The following is an 18,824-nucleotide window of genomic DNA, read 5'->3' on the forward strand; positions in this document are numbered from 1 at the left end:
CGACCAGAATGGGCCCGTGTCGGTCGCCCGGATCTTGATCGTCGAGGACACCGAGGCGATTCGCGCCGCGGTGCGTTCCGCGCTGCGTGACAGCGGCTACGAGGTGCTGGCCCGCCCGGACGGCCGTGAGCTGGAGGCCGACCTGGCCCAGTTCCGGCCCGACCTGGTGGTGCTGGACATCATGCTGCCCGGTCGCGACGGCTTCCAGCTGCTGGAGGTGGTCCGCCGGGCCTCCAACGCCGGCGTCGTCATGCTGACCGCGCGGGACGGTGTGCCCGACCGGCTGCGCGGGCTGGAGGCCGGTGCCGACGACTACGTGCTCAAGCCCTTCGTGCTCGCCGAGTTGGTGGCCCGGGTCGGCGCCGTGCTGCGGCGGCTGGGGCGCACGCCGTCGGCCGTGCAGATCGGCGACCTGCTCGTCGATGCCGACTCCGGCGTCGTGCTCTACGCCGGCTCCACCGTCGACGTCACCGCCACCGAGCTGCGGCTGCTCTGCTACCTAGCCGCGCAGCGTGGGCGCGTGGTCAGCAAGACCCAGATCCTGACCAGTGTGTGGGGCTACGAGGACTACGACCCCAACCTCGTCGAGGTGCACGTCAGCGCGCTGCGCCGCAAGCTCGAGGCGCACGGGCCGCGGCTGCTGCACACCGTGCGGGGGCTCGGCTACGTGCTACGGGTCGGTGCCGCGTGAAGAGCGGCTCGCTGCGGCTGCGGGTCACGCTCTCCGTCACCGTCGCGCTCGCCGTCGTGCTCATCGCGCTCGTCGTCGTGGTCGACGCGCTGTTCAGCCGCCAGACCGTGCAGGACCAGGGCAACCTGATCCGGGACCGCCTGCAGCTGGCCAAGCAGCTGGAGACCAGGCGCCTGCAACCCGAGCAGCTGTACGCACGGCTGGCGGTGGGCGGCTTCATCTTCGTTCGGGTCCAGACGCCCAGCGGCCTCGACTACGGCAGCAAGCCGCCGGCCGACGACCCCACCGCTCGGACTGTCACGTACCACAACGGCATTCGGATCACCTTCTACGCCGATCCCGACACACGGCCGCAGACCACCTTGCGCCGGCTGTTGCTCATCGTCGGCATCTCCGCGTTGGTCATCACCGCCGTCGGCTTGATCTTCTTGGTGCGCTTCGCCCTGCGGCCGTTGGACCACATGGCCACCCTCGCCCGCTCCATCGCCGCCGGCGACCGGGGCCGTCGGCTCGCGCCCGCCCGTACCGACACCGAGCTCGGCCGCACCGCCGCCGCTTTCGACAGCATGCTCGACGAGCTCGAGGGTGCCGAGCAGCACGCACGCCACGCCGAGTCTCGCACCCGCCAGTTCGTCGCCGATGCCGCGCATGAGCTCCGTACCCCCATCGCCGGCTTGCAGGCCGTCGCCGAGTCCGTGCTTCAGCAGAGCCCCGAGACCGATCCCGAGGAACGCGACCGGATGCTCCTGCTCCTCGTCCGCGAGTCCCGCCGCGCCGGCCGCCTAGTCGACGATCTCCTTGCGCTCGCCCGCATCGACGCCGGCCTCGATCTCCAGCACGAGCCCGTCGACCTGCGTCACCTCGCCGACGCCGAGGCCGACCGCACCCGTGTGCTCGCCCCCGACCTCGCCATCTCCGTCGAGGGCCCTTCCGTCGTCGTCTCCGGCGACCCCCAGCGCCTCGCCCAGGTGCTCGCCAACCTCATGAACAACGCCCGCCAGGCCACCGGCGGCTCCGGCGGCATCGCCCTCACCCTCGGCTCCGCCGCCGGTTACGCCCACCTCGTCGTCACCGACTCCGGCCCCGGCGTCCCGGCGGCCGACCGCGACCGCATCTTCGACCGCCTCGTCCGCCTCGACGAGGCCCGCGCCTCTTCCTCCGGCGGCTCCGGCCTCGGCCTCCCCATCGCCCGCGGCATCTGCCGCGCCCACGGCGGCGACCTCCGCTGCGAGGCCCCACCCCCGGCCACACCGGCGCCGTCTTCCGCATCACCCTGCCCCTGCCAGTGACCCTGGAAGCCCCGACGATCGCCTTCCCGGCACTGGGGCCTTAGGGATCCTCGCGGTCCAGTCCGGCGCCGTCCCAGGTGGTGTGGGTGCAGGCGACGCCGCGGCCGTTCTTGGGGCGCAGGACGTCGTAGATGTGCATGCGCGGGATCTTGGACGAGACGCCCCAGCCGCTGGGCCAGGTGATGACCCAGTCCATGTCGAGGTCGACGAGCAGGCCGAGCATGCGGGCGATGGTGGGGTCGTCGAGGCGCTCGAAGGCCTCGTCGAGGAGGACGAGCCGGAGGGGAGCTCGTCGCCGCCGCTGGAGACGGCGTCGTAGAACGACGCGGCGGCGGCGAAGAGGGTGACGTAGGAGACGAGACGGGTCTCGCCGGAGGAAAGCTGGCGGAGACGTCGCACGCGGGGCTTGCCGTCGGGACCGGAATCGCGGACGCGGACGGTGAACGAGTACCAGGTGCGGTAGTCGAGGGCTCGGGCGAGGATCTCAGCGTAGCCGGAGGAATGGGCGTCGCGTTCGGCCTCGATGCGCTCGGTGATGACCTGGCGCAACAGGTCGTCCTGCTCGGAGGTGCGGTCGGCCAGCGGCGTCCGAACGAGCTCCAAGGCCTGCTTGGTCCGGTCGTCGAGGGCCGCCGACGGCCGCCACTCGAGCTGCACATGCACGCCCTGGCTGGACCGCGCCTGGTCGAGCACGTCGTTCATCCGCCGGCACAGGTCCTCGGCCACCTCGATCTGACCCCGCAGCCGCTCGGCCAGGTCGCGGATCAGGTAGTCGGCGAAGATCGACTGATACCGCTCGCCGAGGAAGCCCCGCTGCTCGGCCAACCGCTGGGACACCCGAAGGGCAGCCTCGGCGACGGGACGGGGACCGTCCTCGCCGGTGACGGTCACGGTGAGCACGCCGCCGGCGGTCTCGGCCCCGATGTCGTGCGTGCCGGCCAGCGAGGTCTGCAACACCTGGAGCTTGCCGATGACGGTGCCCTCGGACGACCCCTTGCGGTCGGAAGCCGCGTCCAGCAAGGACAACGCATCATCCACTGTGGACGGAGCGTCGGACTCGGGGAACGCGGCGGACCACACGCCAGGTGCGGCCAACGCCTGCTCGAACGCCGCCACGGCATCGGCGGCGTCGCCCTCGCGACCGGCCAGCTGGGCCCGCTTGGTCTCCAGCAGAGTCTCGAGCTTCGTCGCCTGCTCGCGCAGCTCGACGACCTTCTCCCGGGACTGCGGCAGCGCCCGGCGCACGGACTTGCGTTCAGCGTCCAAAGAGGATAGTTGTCGCGCGACTTCCTCGGCCTCGCCGCCGATCGCGGAGCTCAGCTCGGCCATCGCGTGCGAGCGGTCGGCGTACTCGACGCACAGTGCGTCGGCCGCCGATTCGGCCTCGGACCGGTCGGTCAACGCCGCATGGTGGTGCTGCATGGCGTCGATGAGGTCGATGACGGTCCGCGCGCATCGCCCGGCCAACGCCTCGGCCAGCTGCTCGGCGGCGACCCGGGCCTCGGACGCGGCCCGGTTGGCCCGGTCGAGCGCCTCGGTGTCGACAGCATCGCCAAGACCGATGCCGGCCTCGGACGCGGACTGCACGAGCTCGGCCCGCGCGGCATGCCACCGCTCGTCGCTGGCCTGGTGCTCGGCCCGCAGGTCGTACGCCTTCTGCTCGGCCTCCTCGGCCGATTCCCGGGCGCTGGTCAGCTTGGCGTGTGCGGAGATCAGCTCGCCGTCGTCGGGGAACGCCTCGACGTGCGCCTCCCACTCGCCGGCCGCGGCCCGCGCCTGGTCGCATAGCCGCTCGGCGTCGGCCAGCTCGACGTGCAGCCGCTCGACGGCCGAGCTCAGCTCGGCCAACCGACGCTGCCGAGCCGCTTCACGCGCGCCTGTGCCGACGAACTCCGCCACCGGCTTGGCCTGCGCCCCGCACAACACGCCGGCCCGCCACGCGCCGCCGGTCGACAGCACCAGCCCGGGCGTCTCGGTCGCCGCCGGCTCGTCGGCCACACCGACCGCCGCGAGCAACTTGGCCACGATCTCGGCCGGCACCGGGCAGCCCGGCTCGGCCGCCGGGATCAGCACGTCGGCCAGCGTCCGGCCGCTCGCCGCCGGCCCGGCCAGCGCGATCACCTCGGCCAGCGCCGCGTCGGAAACCTTGCCGCTGACGGAAACCCGGGCCGTCAACAGGCCGGAAGCCTGCAAAGCCGCTTCCAGACCGGCCTGCTCGGCCTCCGGCAGCGTCGGCACGAAGTCGACAAGACGATGGAACGCCGACGGGTCGGACTGCTCGTCCGTGCCGCCGGAGCGCAGCGCCACGACCTCGGCTTCGTACTGGGTGATCGTCGCCCGCAGGTCGTCCAGTCGCTGCTCGGCCCCGACGACTCGCTGCCGCAGCTCATGCGAACGCGGCGCGGCCCACTGCCGCACGCTGTCCCGGGCCGCACGCGCCGCGCCACGGTCCTCGATCAACCGCTCCGCGGTCGGCGGCTGCGGCCCGTCGTCGGCCGCCCAACGCCGCGCCTGCTCACGCCACACGTCCACGGCCGTCGCCAGCTGCTGACCGGCCTCGTTACGACGGCCAGCCCCCTCGGTCGCGGTCAGCTGCGCCTGCCGCGCCGCGCGGTGCAGCTCCTCGACGTCCCGCAGCTGACGGTCCGAGGCCAGCGCCCGCTCGTGCAGCGACAACGTCAAAGCGTTGCGCCGCCTGGCTTCCGTGGCGACCTGCTCGGCCTGCCGGCCGGCGTCGCTCAACGTGTCCAAAAGGGACTGAGGATCGATCGCCGGCAGCAGCCGCCGGTCGATGGTCTGCGGCTCGGCCTCCGGATCGGGCTTGGCCCGCACGCGATCCGGCGCCACCTGCGCGTCGGTCGGCGGCATCGGCGGCACCTTGGGGCACAGGTCCCCGTCGAGACCGGCGATGGTCAGCCGCTCACGGGCATGCCCGGCCAGCTCGTCGGCGCTGTCGATGTCCAAACCCAGCCGCCGCAACACCGCCAGCACGGAATCGACCGCACGATCCTCCTGCGCCCGCTGCCGGCTGGCCGTGTCCAGCGCCGCCTCGGCCGCCGACCGCGACCGGGCCACCAGCTGCTCACGGTCCTGGAGATCGCGCATGCCACGGTAGGCCGGCAGCTCCTTCAACGCCTCGATCCGGGCGTCGAGCTGGCTGTCCTGCGCCTCCTGCTCGGCCACAGCCTGCTCGGCGGTGACCCGCCCGTCCCGGGCCGAGATCAGCTTGCGGTCCAACGACTCCAAGTCAGACCCAAGCGCCGTCAGGGTCTTACGGCTGGACACGACCTTGTCGCCGAAACCGCGCAGCCCGGCCAGCGCGTAGCCGGAGTAGGTGCCGAGGAACGCCGTCAGCGCCGAATCGGCCGTGGTCAGCCGGGTGATGTTCTCCCGGATCGACTCCAGGTCGTCGAACGAGGTCGCCAGCTGCTCGACCAGGGCCACGTCCAGCGGCGGCAGCGCGTCGGAGAGGATCTGCTCCAGCTGGCCTTCCAACACCTTCAGACCGACGTCCGGGTTGCGCAGCGTGCGCTGGAGGTGCAGCAGGTCGGCGTAGCGGGCCGCCGGCACGCCGTAGACCGTCTCGGCGACCTTGGCCCGGAACGCCGCGTCCTCGAACATGCAGTCCGCGCCGATCAGGTCCCGCAGCTGCGCCGGCCCGATCGGCACCCGGTCCGGTCCGGCCAGCCGCAGGTCCTTGCCCACGCGCGCCGGCGTGACGAACCGCCAGGAGTCGGTGATCTGCTGCGAGGTCTTGGACGCCTTCACGCCGAGGCCGCAGGTCAGGTACTCGTCGTCCCGTTTGAGCTCGACCCAGGCGTAGCCGATCCGGTTCGGGCCGCCGTCGTAGTCGTCCAGCATGAGCCGCCGGATGCTGACCGTGTCGAAGCCCTTGGAACCGAGCTGGCGCAGGTCGCCGTCCAGGCACAGCGGCAGCAGCAGTTCCAGCGTGCGCGACTTGCCGGAGCCGTTGGTGCCCTGGAAGATGGCCCGTCCGCCGGAGAAGTCGAAGATCTGCTCCGCGTACTGCCACACGTTGACGATGCCACCACGGTGCAACGTCCAACGCTGATCGCTCACAGTTCACCTTCTCCGTCGAACAGGGACCAGCCGGGTTCTTCTGGTTCGGCCATTGCCGGTGGCGCGGCGGACCGCGCCGGGGAGTCGTCCGGCTGGGGCAGCCAGCGGTGCGCGGTCGGCGCCACCAGCCAGCCGTCGACCGGGTCGTCCACGGCCAGACCCATGCGTACCAACAGATCCAGCACATCGTTGGTGAGACGGTCGAGATCCTCGGTGGCCTGTCGCGACCACGCCGCCGGGTAGTCCTCGACCAGCTGGGCGCAGATCACGCGAACTTGGCCGTAGGTAACGGGATGGCGGCCGTCAGGCCGTGGCTCCGGCGGCTCGACGTCGTCCTCGAACAGTTCGGGATCCGGGTCGGCGATCAGCTCCGGCAGGGCCAGTAGCGCGATCCGGGCGACCGTGCCCGAGCCCGGGAACAGCACGTCGGTCAGGTAGTCCTCGGGGTCGGTGACCGCGACGCCCTCCAACCGCGTCTCGGTGATCAGCCCGAAGTTGCGCTCCAGCAGGCTCGACTCCCGCCGCTGGTTGCGCCGCAGCCACTCCATCTGCTCGCCCGGCAGATCACTTTGCAGCACAACGGGATTCTCCACCAGCTTGCGCCGCACGGCATGCTCGGCCCCACGGGGACCGGGCCGGGCGGCCAACTCGACCAGGTGGTCCGGGCCGGACGCCTCCAGCAGAGGCCCGGACAGCAACTGCCCCAACAGATCCGTGTCGATGGTGATCAGCGCCTCGGCCGGTCCCTCGGTGCCCCACGGTGCGACGGTGCCCTCGGTCTCGGTGATCACGCCCAACGCCAACAGATGCCGCAGCGCGGCCGTCAAAGCGCGGCGGTCGGGCAGGTCGTCGGTGACGGCCACGCCGGCCTCAACCGCGGCCGCCCGCACGTCGGTTACCAAGCGGGACAACAGAACCTGCCGGCCAACGCCGGTCAGCGCGGCGATCGTCAACGCGAAGTACGTGTAGCCGCGCGGAGAAAGCGTCGGCTCGCCACGGGTCGGATCCACGCCCGGCCCCGGCTTGTACAGCCGCGCAAAGCGACGCTCGACCACCAGCCGGTACGCCAGCAGCCCGGCGAACATGTCCTGGAGCGTGGTGCGATGCCGGTAGACGAGCGGCAACAGATCGCCATCCGGCCCGTCCGCACGCAGCAACGGCCGCCGCAGCAACACTCGTGCGCAGCGCACCACGTTGGCCGCGTCGATGTCGGAGAGGCCGTCGAGCACGTCCTTCATGCGCCCGCCTCCAACGCAATGGAAGCGTTGTGCAGGGTCAGCGTGCCGCCCGCGGTCTTGATGGTCGTCGTCCGGCCTTCCTCGGGAGTGACGGTCAGCTTCAGCCCGCGCACCGGGTCGGCCGCCGAACCAGTGTCCTCGGCCCGCTCGCGCTGGGCCATCGCCATCGTCAACAACTCGCAGAACACGTCCAAAGCCCCATGGGACAGACGGCTTTCCTCAATTGTCGGCGCCGCTTCGACGAGCTCGGTCACCGCCTCCGAGCGCTTCTTGTCCACGGCACGCGCGTCGGCCAGCAGCGCCTGCTCGGTGATCGGGTCGTCGACGATCCGGGACGTCCGGCCGCGGGCTCCACGATCACCCCGGCTGCGCACGCTGACCGTCACGTCGAGCACGGGACCGTCGCGCCAAGGAGTGTGCTCGTCGTCGCCGTCGTGTTCGGGCGACGGCAACAGGTTGCGGGCCGAGTAGAGCCCGAATGCCGCGGCGTACAAGGAATGCGCCTTGTCCGGGGTCGCCCCGTCGAACCAGCCGGCCAGCTTGAGCAGTTCGGCCCGACGCCCCGGCAGCAGCCCGCCGCCCGAGGTCGCCCGCTTCACGCTGGCCAGCAGCGAGCCGATGGCGCGGCCGGTCGCCTCGCGCAGCGCCGTCACCTGACTCGGCCGACCGGGACGGTCGACGAACCAGTCGGTCAGGTCCTGCCAGTCGGCCACGGTCCGGCCACGGGAACGCTCGATGGGCAGCTCCTCGGTGCCCAGCCCGTTGGCCGGGCCGAGCAGCCGCAGCAGCTCGCTGCGGCCACGGGCCAGCTGGCCCAGCGACTCGGCGATGGCCGGCGTGTGCCGCAGCACGTCCTCCACGACCATCTGGATGTACTCGACCAGCAGGTTGCGGAAGCCGGAGAGCTCGTCCGGGGCCAGGTGGTGCCGGGTGACGATCTGGCCGAGGTAGGCGTAGAAATCCCGGACCGTCACGGCGAGCTCGGCGTGTTGCAGGAACAGCGTCGTGACCTGCTCGGCCAGCGCCTCCCGGGCCCGCTTCGCGCCCGGGCCGCCCTCGGTGAACACCGCGTCGGACAACGACTTGCCCAGCGCGCCGAGGCCACGCTCGATGGCCGGCAGCAGCTCCCGCGACACCTCCCGGGCCCCTTCCGGCACCCGCAGCAGCTCGTCGACGTCACGCTGCACCCGGACGGCGAGCTTGCTGACCTGGTAGCGGACGCTGCCGTGCTGGAACTCGGCGATGCTGGCCGCGATCACCTCGCGGCGGCCCGGCACCAGGTTGCCCCACTCGACCAGCTGCTTGAGCCGGGCGATCACCGTCTCGATCCGGGACTCGCCCGGGTCGATCAGGCCCTCCCGCTCGGCCGCGGCCAGCTTGGCCGCCACCTCGCCGGCCGACAGGTCGGCCAGCAGCGTCGACGCGAACAGGCGCATCGTCGTCAGATAGGTGCGGTGGTGCTCGCGGGGCTGGAGGTAGGCGTACAGCAGCAGCCGGCGATCGGTCGACTCCGCGCCCATGAGCGTGTCGGGGACGTGCTGCTCCTGCTCCACGGTCGGCCACATTAACCGGCCCGCGCCCCTGCGCTGCGCCACCTGTCGCCGAACGGGTGATGAGCAGCCGATAACGTCTACGGCGTCGGGACGGGGAAGACGGGGGACGACGCGGTGAATGCGGCAAGGGCGGTCGGCCTGCTGCTCGGAACGGCGGCCGACGCGGTGTTCGGCGACCCTCGGCGATGGCACCCCGTCGCGGCTTTCGGGACCACCGCCGCGGCGCTGGAGAAGGCCGTCTACCGCGACCACAAGGTGCCCGGGATCGTGCACAGTGCCCTGCTCACCGGGGGTGCGGTCGCGGCCGGAATCGCCGTCGAGCGGCTCGGCCGTGGTCGGCCGCTCGTGCAGGTCGCCACCACCGCGCTGGCCACCTGGGCCGTGCTCGGCGGCTCGTCGCTGGCCACCGAGGGCACCGCCATGGGCCGCTCGCTGGACGCCAGCGACATCGACGCCGCCCGCGACCGGCTGCCAAACCTTTGCGGACGCGAACCGAACAGCCTGGACGCCGCCGGGCTGGCCCGGGCGACCGTGGAGTCCGTGGCGGAGAACACGTCCGACGCCGTCGTCGCCCCGCTGTTCTGGGGGGCCGTGGCCGGCGTGCCCGGGCTGCTCGGCTACCGCGCCGCCAACACCCTCGACGCCATGGTCGGCCACCGGTCGGCCCGCTACGCCAAGTTCGGCTGGGCGGCTGCCCGCCTCGATGACGTGGCGAATCTCGTGCCGTCCCGGCTGGCCGCCATGCTTACCTCGATCAGCGCCCCCGTGGTCGGCGGTTCCGCCCGTAGCGCCTGGCAGACCTGGAGGCGTGACGCCTCCGCCCACCCCAGCCCCAACGCGGGGCAGGTCGAGGCGGCCTTCGCCGGCGCGCTGGAGATCCGTCTCGGCGGTCGGACCGTCTACTCGCACGGCACCGAGGAACGTCCGGTGCTCGGCCACGGCCGCAGCCCCGACGCCGGCCACGTCACCCGAGCGGTGGAACTTTCCCGCGTGGTCGGCGGCGCGTCCGCCGTGGTGTCGGCCGCGCTGGCCTTCGCCATCGGACTCGGCCGCCGCCGCGCCTGACCCCTCCCCCTTTGCCCCTCCCCTTTTCCCCTACGTGAGTGGCTCATTTGCGCTTGGGGGCCACCTGAGCCACTCACGTGGGGGCAAAACGCCAAGTGAGCCACTCACGTGGGGGAGGTCAGCTCTGTGCGGCGGCTTCCTCGCGGTCGCGGGCCTCGTCCTCGGCCAGGATCTCGGCCACCGACTTGCGCTTGGGCCTGGCCGGCTGGTCGACGTTGTCCAGGGCGCCGCCGGGCCGGGCCTCGCGCCAGCTGAAGTAGCCCCAGCCGAACAGGGCCATCGAGCCGAAGATCAGCCACTGGATCGCGTACGAGAAGTACGGCCCGTCGTCCAGCTGCGGCAGCGGGATCGCGCCGCCCTTGACCACACCGGGCTGGTTGGCGTCGAGCTGGTAGTAGCCGGGGTCGAGCTTGACGCCGGTCGCGGCGGCCACGGTGCCGGCGTTGATCGAGTAGATCTGCCGCTTGCCGGTGTCGAGGAAGGTCGGCCGCTTGTCGGCCGTCTCGTCGTCCTGGGCGCGGGCGGTGATCGTGACCTGGCCGGTCGGCGGCGCGAGGTACTCGGGCACGGACCGCCCGGCCTGCGGCGACTCGTGGCCCCGGTCGACCAGTACGGTCCGGCCGTCGGTCAGCTTGAACGGCGTGACGATCTCGAAGGCCGGCTCGCCCTGCACGGTCCGCAGCCGGGCCATCGCCTCGCCGGCCGGCTCGTACGTGCCGGTCATCGTCACCAGCCGCCACACGGCGTTGCCCGACGGCTCCGTGCCGGCCGGCACGAGCTGGTCCAGCGGCACCGGCTTGCTGGTGAACGACGAGGTCAGCGCGGAGTTCTGGGCCTGCTGTTCGGCGTTGCGGCTGAACTGCCACGGGGCCAGCACGGCGTAGCACGCGGCGGCGAACACGAACACCACCAGCGTGAGCAGCAGCCAGTTGGGCTGGAACAGGAACCGGAACCGCACCACCCCACGGTATGCCTCACCGGTTGGTGAGCTCCAACCGGTCGAAGGCGACGGTGTAGCCGGGGCCGTCCGGGGAGGCGCACATCACGCCGGCCAGCGTCGGCACGGCCGGCGGGTAGTAGGCCAGCCGCAGCATGGTGGTCGGCTCGTCGCCATCCACGCCATAGCGCACAGTCACGGTGTCACCCGATCGCTCAATCTCGATCGATACCTGCTCGGCGGCCGCGATCGGCGTCACCGACCAGTCCGACAGACCGCGGGTGACGACCACACTGGCCTGCTGCTGGCCGTCCACGTACTCGACGCCGGTCTTGATCCAGTTCTCGGCGTCGATCCGGAGCATCGCGCCGGCCTGGTCGTACTGGTGCGTGTAGCCGCCGGCGAACCTCGTGCGCAGCGTGAAGTCGCCGCTCACCTCGCGGGCCAGCACGTGCCCGTTGTCGCGGATGAATCCGTAGTGCGTGGTGCGCCAGAAGTCGGTGTCCTTGTCGGTGTGCACGGTGAGCGCGTCGCCCGCCGACCACGATTTCGGTTCGTTCAGCCACTGCCAGCCGGTCACGTCGATCATGGCTCGATCCTCACAGCTGGAGGGCCTGCCGCGCAGCCGTCACGGCCTGATGTGCGTACGAACGGCCGAACAGTTCCACGTGCACCAGTAGCGGAAAGAGCTGGTGCAGCGGGATCCGGCGCGGCCAGCCGTCGGCCAACGGCGACTCCGACGCGTAGCCGAGAAGTACCCGATCGAGGTGCGGACACCCGAACAGGTGGAGCATGGCCAGGTCGGTCTCCCGATGCCCGCCGTGCGCCGCCGGGTCGATCAGCCACACCCGCCTGTCGGCCGCCCAGTGCACGTTGCCGCTCCACAGGTCGCCGTGCAGCCGCGCCGGCGGCTCCGAAGGCCCGGCCAGCTCCTCGATCCGCTCCACGACCTGTTCGATCACGGTCTTCTCGGCGCTGGTCAGCGCGGTCGCCCGGGCCAGATAGGGGACGATCCGATGCTCCGCGTACCAACGCGGCCAACTGGCCTCGGAGGCGTAATCCATCGCCGCCAGCCCGATCGTGCCCATGCTCGGAGCCCCTGGAGGGGCCTCCCCGAAAGCGTTTGCGCCCGAGGCGTGCAGCGCCGCCAGCTGCCGTCCGAACCGCTCCGCGGCTTCGCCCGAAGCGTTGCCGGGCTCGACCTGCTCGATCACCAGCCACCGCGAGTCGTGCCCGCGCACGCCCGGCACCGGCACCGTGCCCGACTCGGCCAGCCAAGCGAGCCCCGCCGCCTCGGCCTGCGCCCCGTCGGTCCGCTTGGCCACGACCAGGTCGCCGTCGGCCAGCTCGACCTCCCACACGGCAGGCGACAGCCCGTGCACGGAGACCGGCTCAAGCCCGGTGATCTCCGCCACGGCCTCGACTACAGATTCTCGTGGACCCATGCCAGCAATCCCGGCGACGCGGCCTCGATCATGGCCAGCACCTCGTCGAAGCCTTCCGGCCCGCCGTAATACGGATCCGGCACGTCCACGTCCTCACCCGCCGCCGGGTCGAACGAGCGCAGCAGCACCACCCGGTCCGGGTCGTCGGCAATTCGCCGCAGCGTCCGCGCGTGTCCACTGTCCAGCGCCACCAGCAGGTCCGCGCCGAGGTGACGGTTGTCCACCTGCGCCGCCACGTGGTCCGTCGGATACCCGTGCCGCCGCAGCGTCTCCCGCGCCCGCTCGTCCGCACGCTCGCCCACGTGCCACGGCCCCGTCCCGGCGCTGTTCACCTCCACCACGTCCGCTAACCCGGCCTTCCGCAGATGCTCGCGGAAGACCAGCTCGGCCATGGGGGAGCGGCAGATGTTGCCGGTGCAGATGAAGCTGACCATCACCCCCTTAGACTTCCACGCGATGACCAGCCAATCGATCTCGCGCGCACTCCTGCGCCATCACGGGGACGTCGACGCCGAGCCTGGTCTGGTCGACTACGCCGTGAACGTGCGGCTGCCGCGCCCGCCGGGCTGGCTGCGCGACCGGCTCGCCGCCGCGCTCGACCGGATCGGCAGCTACCCGTCCCTGGCCGACCACGCCGCCGCGGTGCGGGCCGTGGCCGACCGGCACGGCGTGGCGCCCGACCGTGTGCTGCTGCTGAACGGCTCGGCCGAGGGCTTCGCCCTGCTGTCGCAGCTGCGCCCACGGCTCGCGGCGCTCGTGCACCCGTCGTTCACGGAGCCCGACGTGGCGCTGACCGACGCCGGCGTCCCGGTGCACCGCGTCCAGCTGTCGCCGGACGACGGCTACCGGCTGCACCCGGCCGACGTGCCGGAGAACGCCGATCTGGTGGTCGTCGGCAATCCGACCAACCCGACCTCGGTGCTGCACCCGGCGGTGGACCTGCTGGCGCTGGGCCGGCCCGGCCGTGTCGTGGTCGTCGACGAGGCGTTCATCGACGCGGTGCCGAGGGAGCGCGAGTCGCTGGCCGGCAGCGACGCCGACGGGCTGCTGGTGTTCCGCAGCCTCACGAAGATGTGGGCGCTGCCCGGTCTCCGTGCCGGCTACGTGCTCGGCGCGCCGGACCTGTTGGCACGCCTGGCCGCGCACCGGCCACAGTGGCCGGTCGGCACGCTCGCGCTCGAGGCGTTCCGCGCGTGCAGCGAACCGCACGCCGTGGCCGAAGCCGAACACGCAGCCGCCGAGTTCGCTACGAATCGCGTCACGCTGATCGCGGCGCTCAACGAGCTGCCGGGCGTGCACGTGAACGAACCCGCGTCGGCGCCGTTCCTGCTGCTGACCGTCAAGGACGGTCTGCATGTACGGACCGCGTTGCGCGAACGCGGCATCGCCGTGCGGCGCTGCGACACCTTCCCCGGGCTCGACGCCGACCACATTCGGATCGCCGTCCGCCCGCCGGAGCAGACCGAGCCCCTCCTGACCGCCTTGCGTGAGGTGCTGGCATGACCGCGACCGTTGGTGACGTCGTCGCCGCGCTAGAAACCGCCTACCCGCCGAAGTTCGCCGAGTCGTGGGACGCCGTCGGCCTCGTCTGCGGCGACCCGGCCGAGTCGGTGAGCCGCGTGATGTTCTGTGTCGACGTCGTCGAGGCGACGGTCGAGCAGGCGCTCGACGAAGGCGCGCAGATGATCGTCGCCCACCACCCGCTGCTGCTCCGCGGCGTGCACGGCGTGCCCGCCAACAGCACCAAGGGCCGGATCGTGCACCGGCTCATCCGAGCCAACATCGCGTTGTTCTGCGCGCACACCAACGCCGACTCCGCCGACCCCGGCGTCTCCGACGCACTCGCCGCGGCGCTCGGACTGACCGTGGACCGGCCCCTCGACCCGCACGAGCCGGGCAGCCGCACCGGCATCGGGCGCATCGGAATACTGCCGGCCGCCGAGCCGTTTTCGGTGTTCGTGCAGCGCGTCGCCGATGCGCTGCCGCCGACCGAGTGGGGTGTGCGCGCGGCCGGCGACCCGGACCGCCCGATCCGCACGGTCGCGGTCTCCGGCGGTGCCGGCGACTCCTACCTCGGGCACGCCACGAGGGCCGGCGTGGATGCCTACGTCACCGCCGACCTGCGCCACCACCCGGCCGGCGAGCACCTCGAACCCGGCGCCGACCAGCCCGCGCTGGTCGACGTCGCCCACTGGGCCAGCGAATGGCCCTGGTGCCAGCAGGCGGCGGACGTCGTGTCCGCGGCCCTGCCGGGTACCGTCGACACCTTCGTCTCCACCCGCCGGACCGACCCCTGGACTCTGCACGCGCGGAGCAGCGACCGGCACGATCCTCAAGGGGGCACCCAGTGAAAGCTGACGCCAACGTCCAGCGCAGGCTGCTCGACCTCGCCGAGGTCGACGCCGAGCTGAGCCGGGTGAACCACCGCAGGCGCACGCTGCCCGAGCTGGCCGAGATCGGCACCGCCGAGCAGACCGTGCAGGCCAAGCGGGACGCGCTGGTCGCCGTGGAGACCTCGCTCGGCGACCTCGACCGCGAGGTGCGCCGCCAGGAGCTGGAGATCGAACAGGTCCGGGCCCGTGAGGACCGGGACCGCAAGCTGATGGCCGACGGCAGCGTCGGGGCCAAGCAGCTGGCCGACCTCGAGCACGAGCTGGCCACCCTCCAGCGCCGCCAGGGCGTGCTGGAGGACGACCTGCTGGAGCTGATGGAGCGCCGCGAGGCCGTCGACGCCGACACCAGCCACGCCCGCGTCGAGCTGGACAAGGCGCAAGCCGCGCTGTCCGACGCGCAGGGCCGCCGGGACAGCGCGCTGGCCGACCTGGACAGCACCGAGGGCAAGCGCGCCGCCGAGCGTGAGCTCATGGTCAAGGGCTTCCCGGACCCGCTGCTCGGCCTGTACGAGCGGGTGCGCGCGCAGCGCGGCATCGGCGCCGGCCTGCTGCACGGCCGCCGCTGCGGCGCGTGCCGGATCGAGATCGACCGCACCACCATGTCCACGATCAAGGCCGCCGCCGCGGACGACGTCGTGACCTGCGACGAGTGCGGCGCGATCCTCGTGCGCACCTCGGAGTCCGGCCTGTGAAGGTGATCGTCGAGGCCGACGGCGGGTCCCGGGGCAATCCCGGCCCCGCCGGCTACGGGGCCGTCGTCTTCGACGCCGCCACCGGCGACGTGCTGGCCGAGCGGAGCGAGGGCCTCGGCCACACCACCAACAACGTGGCCGAGTACCGCGGCCTGATCGCCGGCCTCACCGCCGCCCGCGACCTCGGCGCCGACACGGTGGCCGTGCGGATGGACTCCAAGTTGGTCATCGAGCAGATGGCCGGCCGCTGGCAGGTCAAGCACCCGTCGATGCAGCCGCTCAACGCCGAGGCCAAGCACCTGGCCGGCGGCTTCGCCGTGATCACGTACGAGTGGATCCCGCGCGAGCGCAACAAGCACGCCGACCGGCTGGCCAACGAGGCCATGGACGCCCAGGCCGGCATCTCGAAGCCGGCTGTCGAGAAGCCGGTGGTCGAGAAGCCCGCAGCGCCGGCGTGGACCGGCGCGCAGGGCACGCCGACCCGGTTCCTGCTGCTCCGGCACGGCCAGACGCCGCTGACCGTCGAGCGCCGCTACTCCGGCCGCGGCGAGATCGCGTTGAGCGAGCTCGGCGAGCAGCAGGCCGCCGCCGCTGCGGCCCGCCTGGCCAAGCTGTCCGACATCGCCGCCGTCGTCGTGTCGCCGCTGACCCGGACCCGGCAGACCGGCCAGGCCGTCGCCGACGCGGTCGGCGTCGAGCTGACCACCCATGACGGCCTGATCGAGACCGACTTCGGTGCCTGGGAAGGCCTGACCTTCCGCGAGGCTGCCGAGCGCGACCCGGAGCTGCACCGCCGCTGGCTGGGCGACACCTCCGTGGCGCCGCCCGACGGCGAGAGCTTCGACGTCGTGCACCGCCGCGTGCGGCGTGGCCGTGACGACCTGATCGCCCGGTACGGCGGCAGCACGATCGTCGTGGTCAGTCACGTGACGCCGATCAAGAGCCTGCTGCGGATGGCCCTGGACGCCGGCCCGTCGCTGCTCTACCGCCTGCACCTGGACACCGCGTCACTGTCGATCGCCGAGTTCTACCCCGACGGCAACGCTTCGGTCCGGCTCTTCAACGACACCTCGCACCTGGGCTAGGAGACGGCCGCGAGCCGCTCCCGCGTCGAGTCCAGCGCCTCGTCGAAACCAACGAGCGCCTGGTCCACGGCGGCCCGCGCGTCCGGGGCGATCGCGCCGTCGTCGCCGGGCTGGATCAGCCGGTCCAGCACGAAACAGCCCGGTACCAGCCGGTCCGCGCCCATCGCCGTGAGCATCGGGCGCAGCGCGTAGTCGATCGCCACCAGGTGGCCCTGCGTGCCGCCGGTGGCCAGCGGCAGCACCACCTTGCGGGCCAGCGCGTTGTCCGCGAGCAGGTCGAGGAACGCCTTGACCAGGCCGCTGTAGGCGGCCCGGTAGACCGGGCTGGCCACGATCACGCCGTCGGCCCGGTGCACCTGGCTCACCGCGGCGCGGATCGCCGGATGCTCGGTGTTGGACGTCAGCAGGGCCGAGGTCGGCAGGTCGCGCACGTGCAGCGTCTGCACCTCATGCCCGCGCTCGGCCAGCCATTCCCGCGTGTGCGCGAGCAGCACGCCGGTTCGTGAGTCCGGCGACGGGCTGCCGGAGAGCAAGAGCACTGTCGACATGGCGACCTCTTTCCCGCAGTACTTTCCCTGGCGTCTTCCCGGTCGAATTCACCGTGCCGAAGTCCGCCATTGCGCCCGGTCGGCCCGCTGCTCAATCATGCCGACGACCAGGCATCTGACCTGCTCGAACCGGCTTCTCCGGAAATTGTGTCGGACACCGAAGAAATGTGCCGATGGCCAAATGCGGGTGCCGACGACGAGTGAGTCGGAAATCCGCGGCCATGCAGCGAGTAGAGCACGGGCCCCATAGGCGGTCAACGCGTGTTCGAGCCCATTCCAAGCCGTGGGACAGCGCCGTACTAGGCTGGTCGGCGCGGACGAGTCGGCAGGGCGGCCGCGTCGGCGGGCCCCGGTCCGCCGCCGAGGAAAGTCCGGACTCCACAGGGCAGGGTGGTTGCTAACGGCAACCCGGGGCGACCCGCGGGACAGTGCCACAGAAAACAGACCGCCCGGTCGCTCGCGACCGGGTAAGGGTGAAACGGTGGTGTAAGAGACCACCAGCACCCCGGGTGACCGGGGTGGCTCGGTAAACCCCACCCGGAGCAAGGCCAAGAGGGCGCCGCACGCGGCGCCTGCGCAGGCGTTCGAGGGCTGCCCGCCCGATGCCTGCGGGTAGGCCGCTGGAGCCTGCCGGCAACGGCAGGCCGAGATGGATGGCCGCTGCCTGGCAACAGGTACAGGATCCGGCTTACAAGCCGACTCGCCCGCACCCCACCCAACCCCGCCGCCCCGCGGGTGGCACATGCGGTCCGTAGGTGACGCTCAGAGGCAAGTATGCGCCGCATGTGACAAAAAACGGGGGGCGTGGAAGCGGTTCCGGGGGTGGGTCAGGAGTCGGGCCATTCGCGGGGGCGGCCCGCCGGCAGGCGGAAGACCGGTTCGAACGGTTTGCCGGAGTTGAACCGCTCCTCCAGCTCCGCCACCCGCTCGGCCACGGCCGGGTTGATGATGTCGGCCAGACTGCGCACGCCGGCCTCCGGGGCGTGCGCGGCCAGGTGCGCGGCGGCGGCCCGGGCCCGGTCGAGGACCTCCTGGTCGAAGTTCACCGTGCGCTGGACCCGGCGGCCCGCCACCCGTCCCCGGCCGGTAGCCTGTGCGGGGTGCAGTGGGGCGTCCTCGCCATGGTCTAGCTCGGGTTGCTGGGCCATGCGAACATCCCTGCTTGAGGAGGGGTGAGCCGTCCGTCACCGAAGTCCAGCAGCACACGGACCCGGTCGCCAGGTCCGTCAGCCGAACAGGTCAGGTCCGTCACGGTGTTACCGTTGTCGACGCACACTGTGTGATGAGCTTTGTCGCAAGCGGGTGAACTGTTCCGGCAAGCGGGAGAATTCCGTGTCACGTGTTCTCCATCCGGCCCTCGCCACCGATGATGGGTGGAGCCAGATTAGACGTAATACGCGGTCGAGGGGAACGTTTTGGATCAACCCAGGGCGCTGACGACTCCTTCACCGGACGACACCACTCGTGCTGTACTCGCCAGCGCCGACCGGGGGCGCCCCCGGCAAGTAACACTCCACGCACTCCGGAGTAGGACATGACCGCCACCAGCAGCCTCATCACCCTTGTGGCCGACACGCCCCTCAAGACCAACAACGTGCAAGCCTGGATCACCGGCAACCTCGTCCCGCTGCTGCTGCTCGCGGTGGCGCTGCTGCTGCTCTGGCTCGGCGGCGGCAAGGGCGACAACGCGGGTGTCATGCGCCGCATCGGTGGCGTCATCGTGGCGCTGGCCATCATCGGTATCGCGATCACGGGAGCGGGCGTCGACATCGGCAAGTGGCTCGCCGGCCTGTTCACCGGGTGAGCGG

The 18,824-nt window shown here is 71.8% G+C and carries 17 protein-coding genes and 1 other RNA gene; 9 read left to right on the forward strand and 9 right to left on the reverse strand.

Going from position 1 to position 18,824, the window contains the following annotated elements; translation table 11 throughout:
• Positions 1-16 precede the first annotated feature (16 nt).
• Both M3Q35_RS39830 and M3Q35_RS39835 read left to right on the forward strand, forming a co-directional pair.
• Positions 17-691, forward strand: coding sequence for a response regulator transcription factor (locus tag M3Q35_RS39830; protein ID WP_273937737.1), 675 nt, complete (start codon positions 17-19; stop codon positions 689-691).
• Positions 688-1,980, forward strand: coding sequence for a sensor histidine kinase (locus tag M3Q35_RS39835; RefSeq protein WP_273937739.1), 1,293 nt, complete (start codon positions 688-690; stop codon positions 1,978-1,980). Before M3Q35_RS39830 ends, M3Q35_RS39835 begins: the two co-directional genes overlap by 4 nt.
• Here the strand turns inward: M3Q35_RS39835 and M3Q35_RS39845 are convergent.
• Genes M3Q35_RS39845 through M3Q35_RS39855 form a run of 3 tightly spaced genes read right to left on the reverse strand, consistent with a single transcriptional unit; the run spans position 1,960 to position 8,851 of the window.
• Positions 1,960-6,060 carry a TIGR02680 family protein gene (locus M3Q35_RS39845; protein WP_420704730.1) on the reverse strand — a complete coding sequence of 1,367 codons (4,101 nt, stop codon included), beginning with the start codon at positions 6,058-6,060 and terminating at the stop codon, positions 1,960-1,962. The two genes, M3Q35_RS39835 and M3Q35_RS39845, sit on opposite strands and share 21 nt — an antisense overlap.
• Positions 6,057-7,298, reverse strand: a complete 1,242-nt coding sequence (locus M3Q35_RS39850; protein WP_273937740.1) for a TIGR02678 family protein — start codon at positions 7,296-7,298, stop codon at positions 6,057-6,059. Before M3Q35_RS39850 ends, M3Q35_RS39845 begins: the two co-directional genes overlap by 4 nt.
• Complete coding sequence (locus M3Q35_RS39855; protein ID WP_273937741.1) at positions 7,295-8,851, reverse strand: DUF2397 domain-containing protein; 1,557 nt, start codon at positions 8,849-8,851, stop codon at positions 7,295-7,297. Before M3Q35_RS39855 ends, M3Q35_RS39850 begins: the two co-directional genes overlap by 4 nt.
• A gap of 114 nt (positions 8,852-8,965) precedes the next feature.
• Between M3Q35_RS39855 and M3Q35_RS39860 the strand changes: the two genes are divergently transcribed.
• Positions 8,966-9,916: a cobalamin biosynthesis protein gene (locus M3Q35_RS39860; protein ID WP_273937742.1), complete on the forward strand. Its 951-nt coding sequence runs from the start codon at positions 8,966-8,968 to the stop codon at positions 9,914-9,916.
• 118 nt (positions 9,917-10,034) lie between these two features.
• On the opposite strand, the gene M3Q35_RS39865 is transcribed toward M3Q35_RS39860, so the two are convergent.
• From M3Q35_RS39865 to M3Q35_RS39880, 4 genes are read right to left on the reverse strand one after another with little or no spacing between them, the layout of a single operon-like run.
• Positions 10,035-10,874, reverse strand: coding sequence for an SURF1 family cytochrome oxidase biogenesis protein (locus M3Q35_RS39865; protein ID WP_273937743.1), 840 nt, complete (start codon positions 10,872-10,874; stop codon positions 10,035-10,037).
• A 16-nt stretch (positions 10,875-10,890) separates the two neighbouring features.
• On the reverse strand, positions 10,891-11,442 hold the full coding sequence (locus tag M3Q35_RS39870; RefSeq protein ID WP_273937744.1) for a DUF1349 domain-containing protein: 552 nt from the start codon (positions 11,440-11,442) through the stop codon (positions 10,891-10,893).
• Positions 11,443-11,452: 10 nt separating this feature from the next.
• Positions 11,453-12,298 (reverse strand): fructosamine kinase family protein, encoded by an 846-nt coding sequence (locus tag M3Q35_RS39875; protein ID WP_379794519.1) that lies wholly within the window; start codon positions 12,296-12,298, stop codon positions 11,453-11,455.
• On the reverse strand, positions 12,277-12,732 hold the full coding sequence (locus tag M3Q35_RS39880) for a low molecular weight protein-tyrosine-phosphatase (RefSeq protein WP_273944651.1): 456 nt from the start codon (positions 12,730-12,732) through the stop codon (positions 12,277-12,279). The genes M3Q35_RS39875 and M3Q35_RS39880 overlap by 22 nt, the downstream gene beginning before the upstream one ends.
• Before the next feature lie 22 nt (positions 12,733-12,754).
• Here M3Q35_RS39880 and cobC point away from each other — a divergent pair, with 22 nt between their 5' ends.
• The 4 genes from cobC to M3Q35_RS39900 are packed head-to-tail and all read left to right on the forward strand — an operon-like array spanning position 12,755 to position 16,468.
• On the forward strand, positions 12,755-13,801 hold the full coding sequence (gene cobC / locus M3Q35_RS39885) for an Rv2231c family histidinol phosphate aminotransferase CobC (protein WP_273937746.1): 1,047 nt from the start codon (positions 12,755-12,757) through the stop codon (positions 13,799-13,801).
• The gene (locus M3Q35_RS39890; protein ID WP_273937747.1) at positions 13,798-14,649 is read left to right on the forward strand and encodes a Nif3-like dinuclear metal center hexameric protein; all 852 of its coding nucleotides are present in this window, start codon (positions 13,798-13,800) and stop codon (positions 14,647-14,649) included. The genes cobC and M3Q35_RS39890 overlap by 4 nt, the downstream gene beginning before the upstream one ends.
• On the forward strand, positions 14,646-15,383 hold the full coding sequence (locus M3Q35_RS39895) for a zinc ribbon domain-containing protein (protein WP_273937748.1): 738 nt from the start codon (positions 14,646-14,648) through the stop codon (positions 15,381-15,383). The genes M3Q35_RS39890 and M3Q35_RS39895 overlap by 4 nt, the downstream gene beginning before the upstream one ends.
• A gap of 2 nt (positions 15,384-15,385) precedes the next feature.
• Positions 15,386-16,468, forward strand: coding sequence for a bifunctional RNase H/acid phosphatase (locus M3Q35_RS39900; protein WP_273944653.1), 1,083 nt, complete (start codon positions 15,386-15,388; stop codon positions 16,466-16,468).
• On the opposite strand, the gene ssuE is transcribed toward M3Q35_RS39900, so the two are convergent.
• On the reverse strand, positions 16,465-17,016 hold the full coding sequence (gene ssuE, locus M3Q35_RS39905; RefSeq protein ID WP_273937749.1) for an NADPH-dependent FMN reductase: 552 nt from the start codon (positions 17,014-17,016) through the stop codon (positions 16,465-16,467). The two genes, M3Q35_RS39900 and ssuE, sit on opposite strands and share 4 nt — an antisense overlap.
• Positions 17,017-17,334: 318 nt before the next feature.
• On the opposite strand from ssuE, the gene rnpB reads away from it, so the two are divergent.
• An RNA gene (gene rnpB / locus M3Q35_RS39910) (RNase P RNA component class A) lies at positions 17,335-17,723 on the forward strand.
• A gap of 120 nt (positions 17,724-17,843) precedes the next feature.
• Here the strand turns inward: rnpB and M3Q35_RS39915 are convergent.
• Complete coding sequence (locus M3Q35_RS39915) at positions 17,844-18,164, reverse strand: hypothetical protein (RefSeq protein ID WP_273937750.1); 321 nt, start codon at positions 18,162-18,164, stop codon at positions 17,844-17,846.
• 386 nt (positions 18,165-18,550) lie between these two features.
• Here M3Q35_RS39915 and M3Q35_RS39920 point away from each other — a divergent pair, with 386 nt between their 5' ends.
• Entirely contained in the window at positions 18,551-18,820 is a 270-nt protein-coding gene (locus M3Q35_RS39920) for a hypothetical protein (protein WP_273937751.1), read from the forward strand.
• The last annotated feature ends 4 nt before the right edge of the window (positions 18,821-18,824 follow it).

Source organism: Kutzneria chonburiensis (assembly GCF_028622115.1).
GTDB classification, from domain to species: domain Bacteria; phylum Actinomycetota; class Actinomycetes; order Mycobacteriales; family Pseudonocardiaceae; genus Kutzneria; species Kutzneria chonburiensis.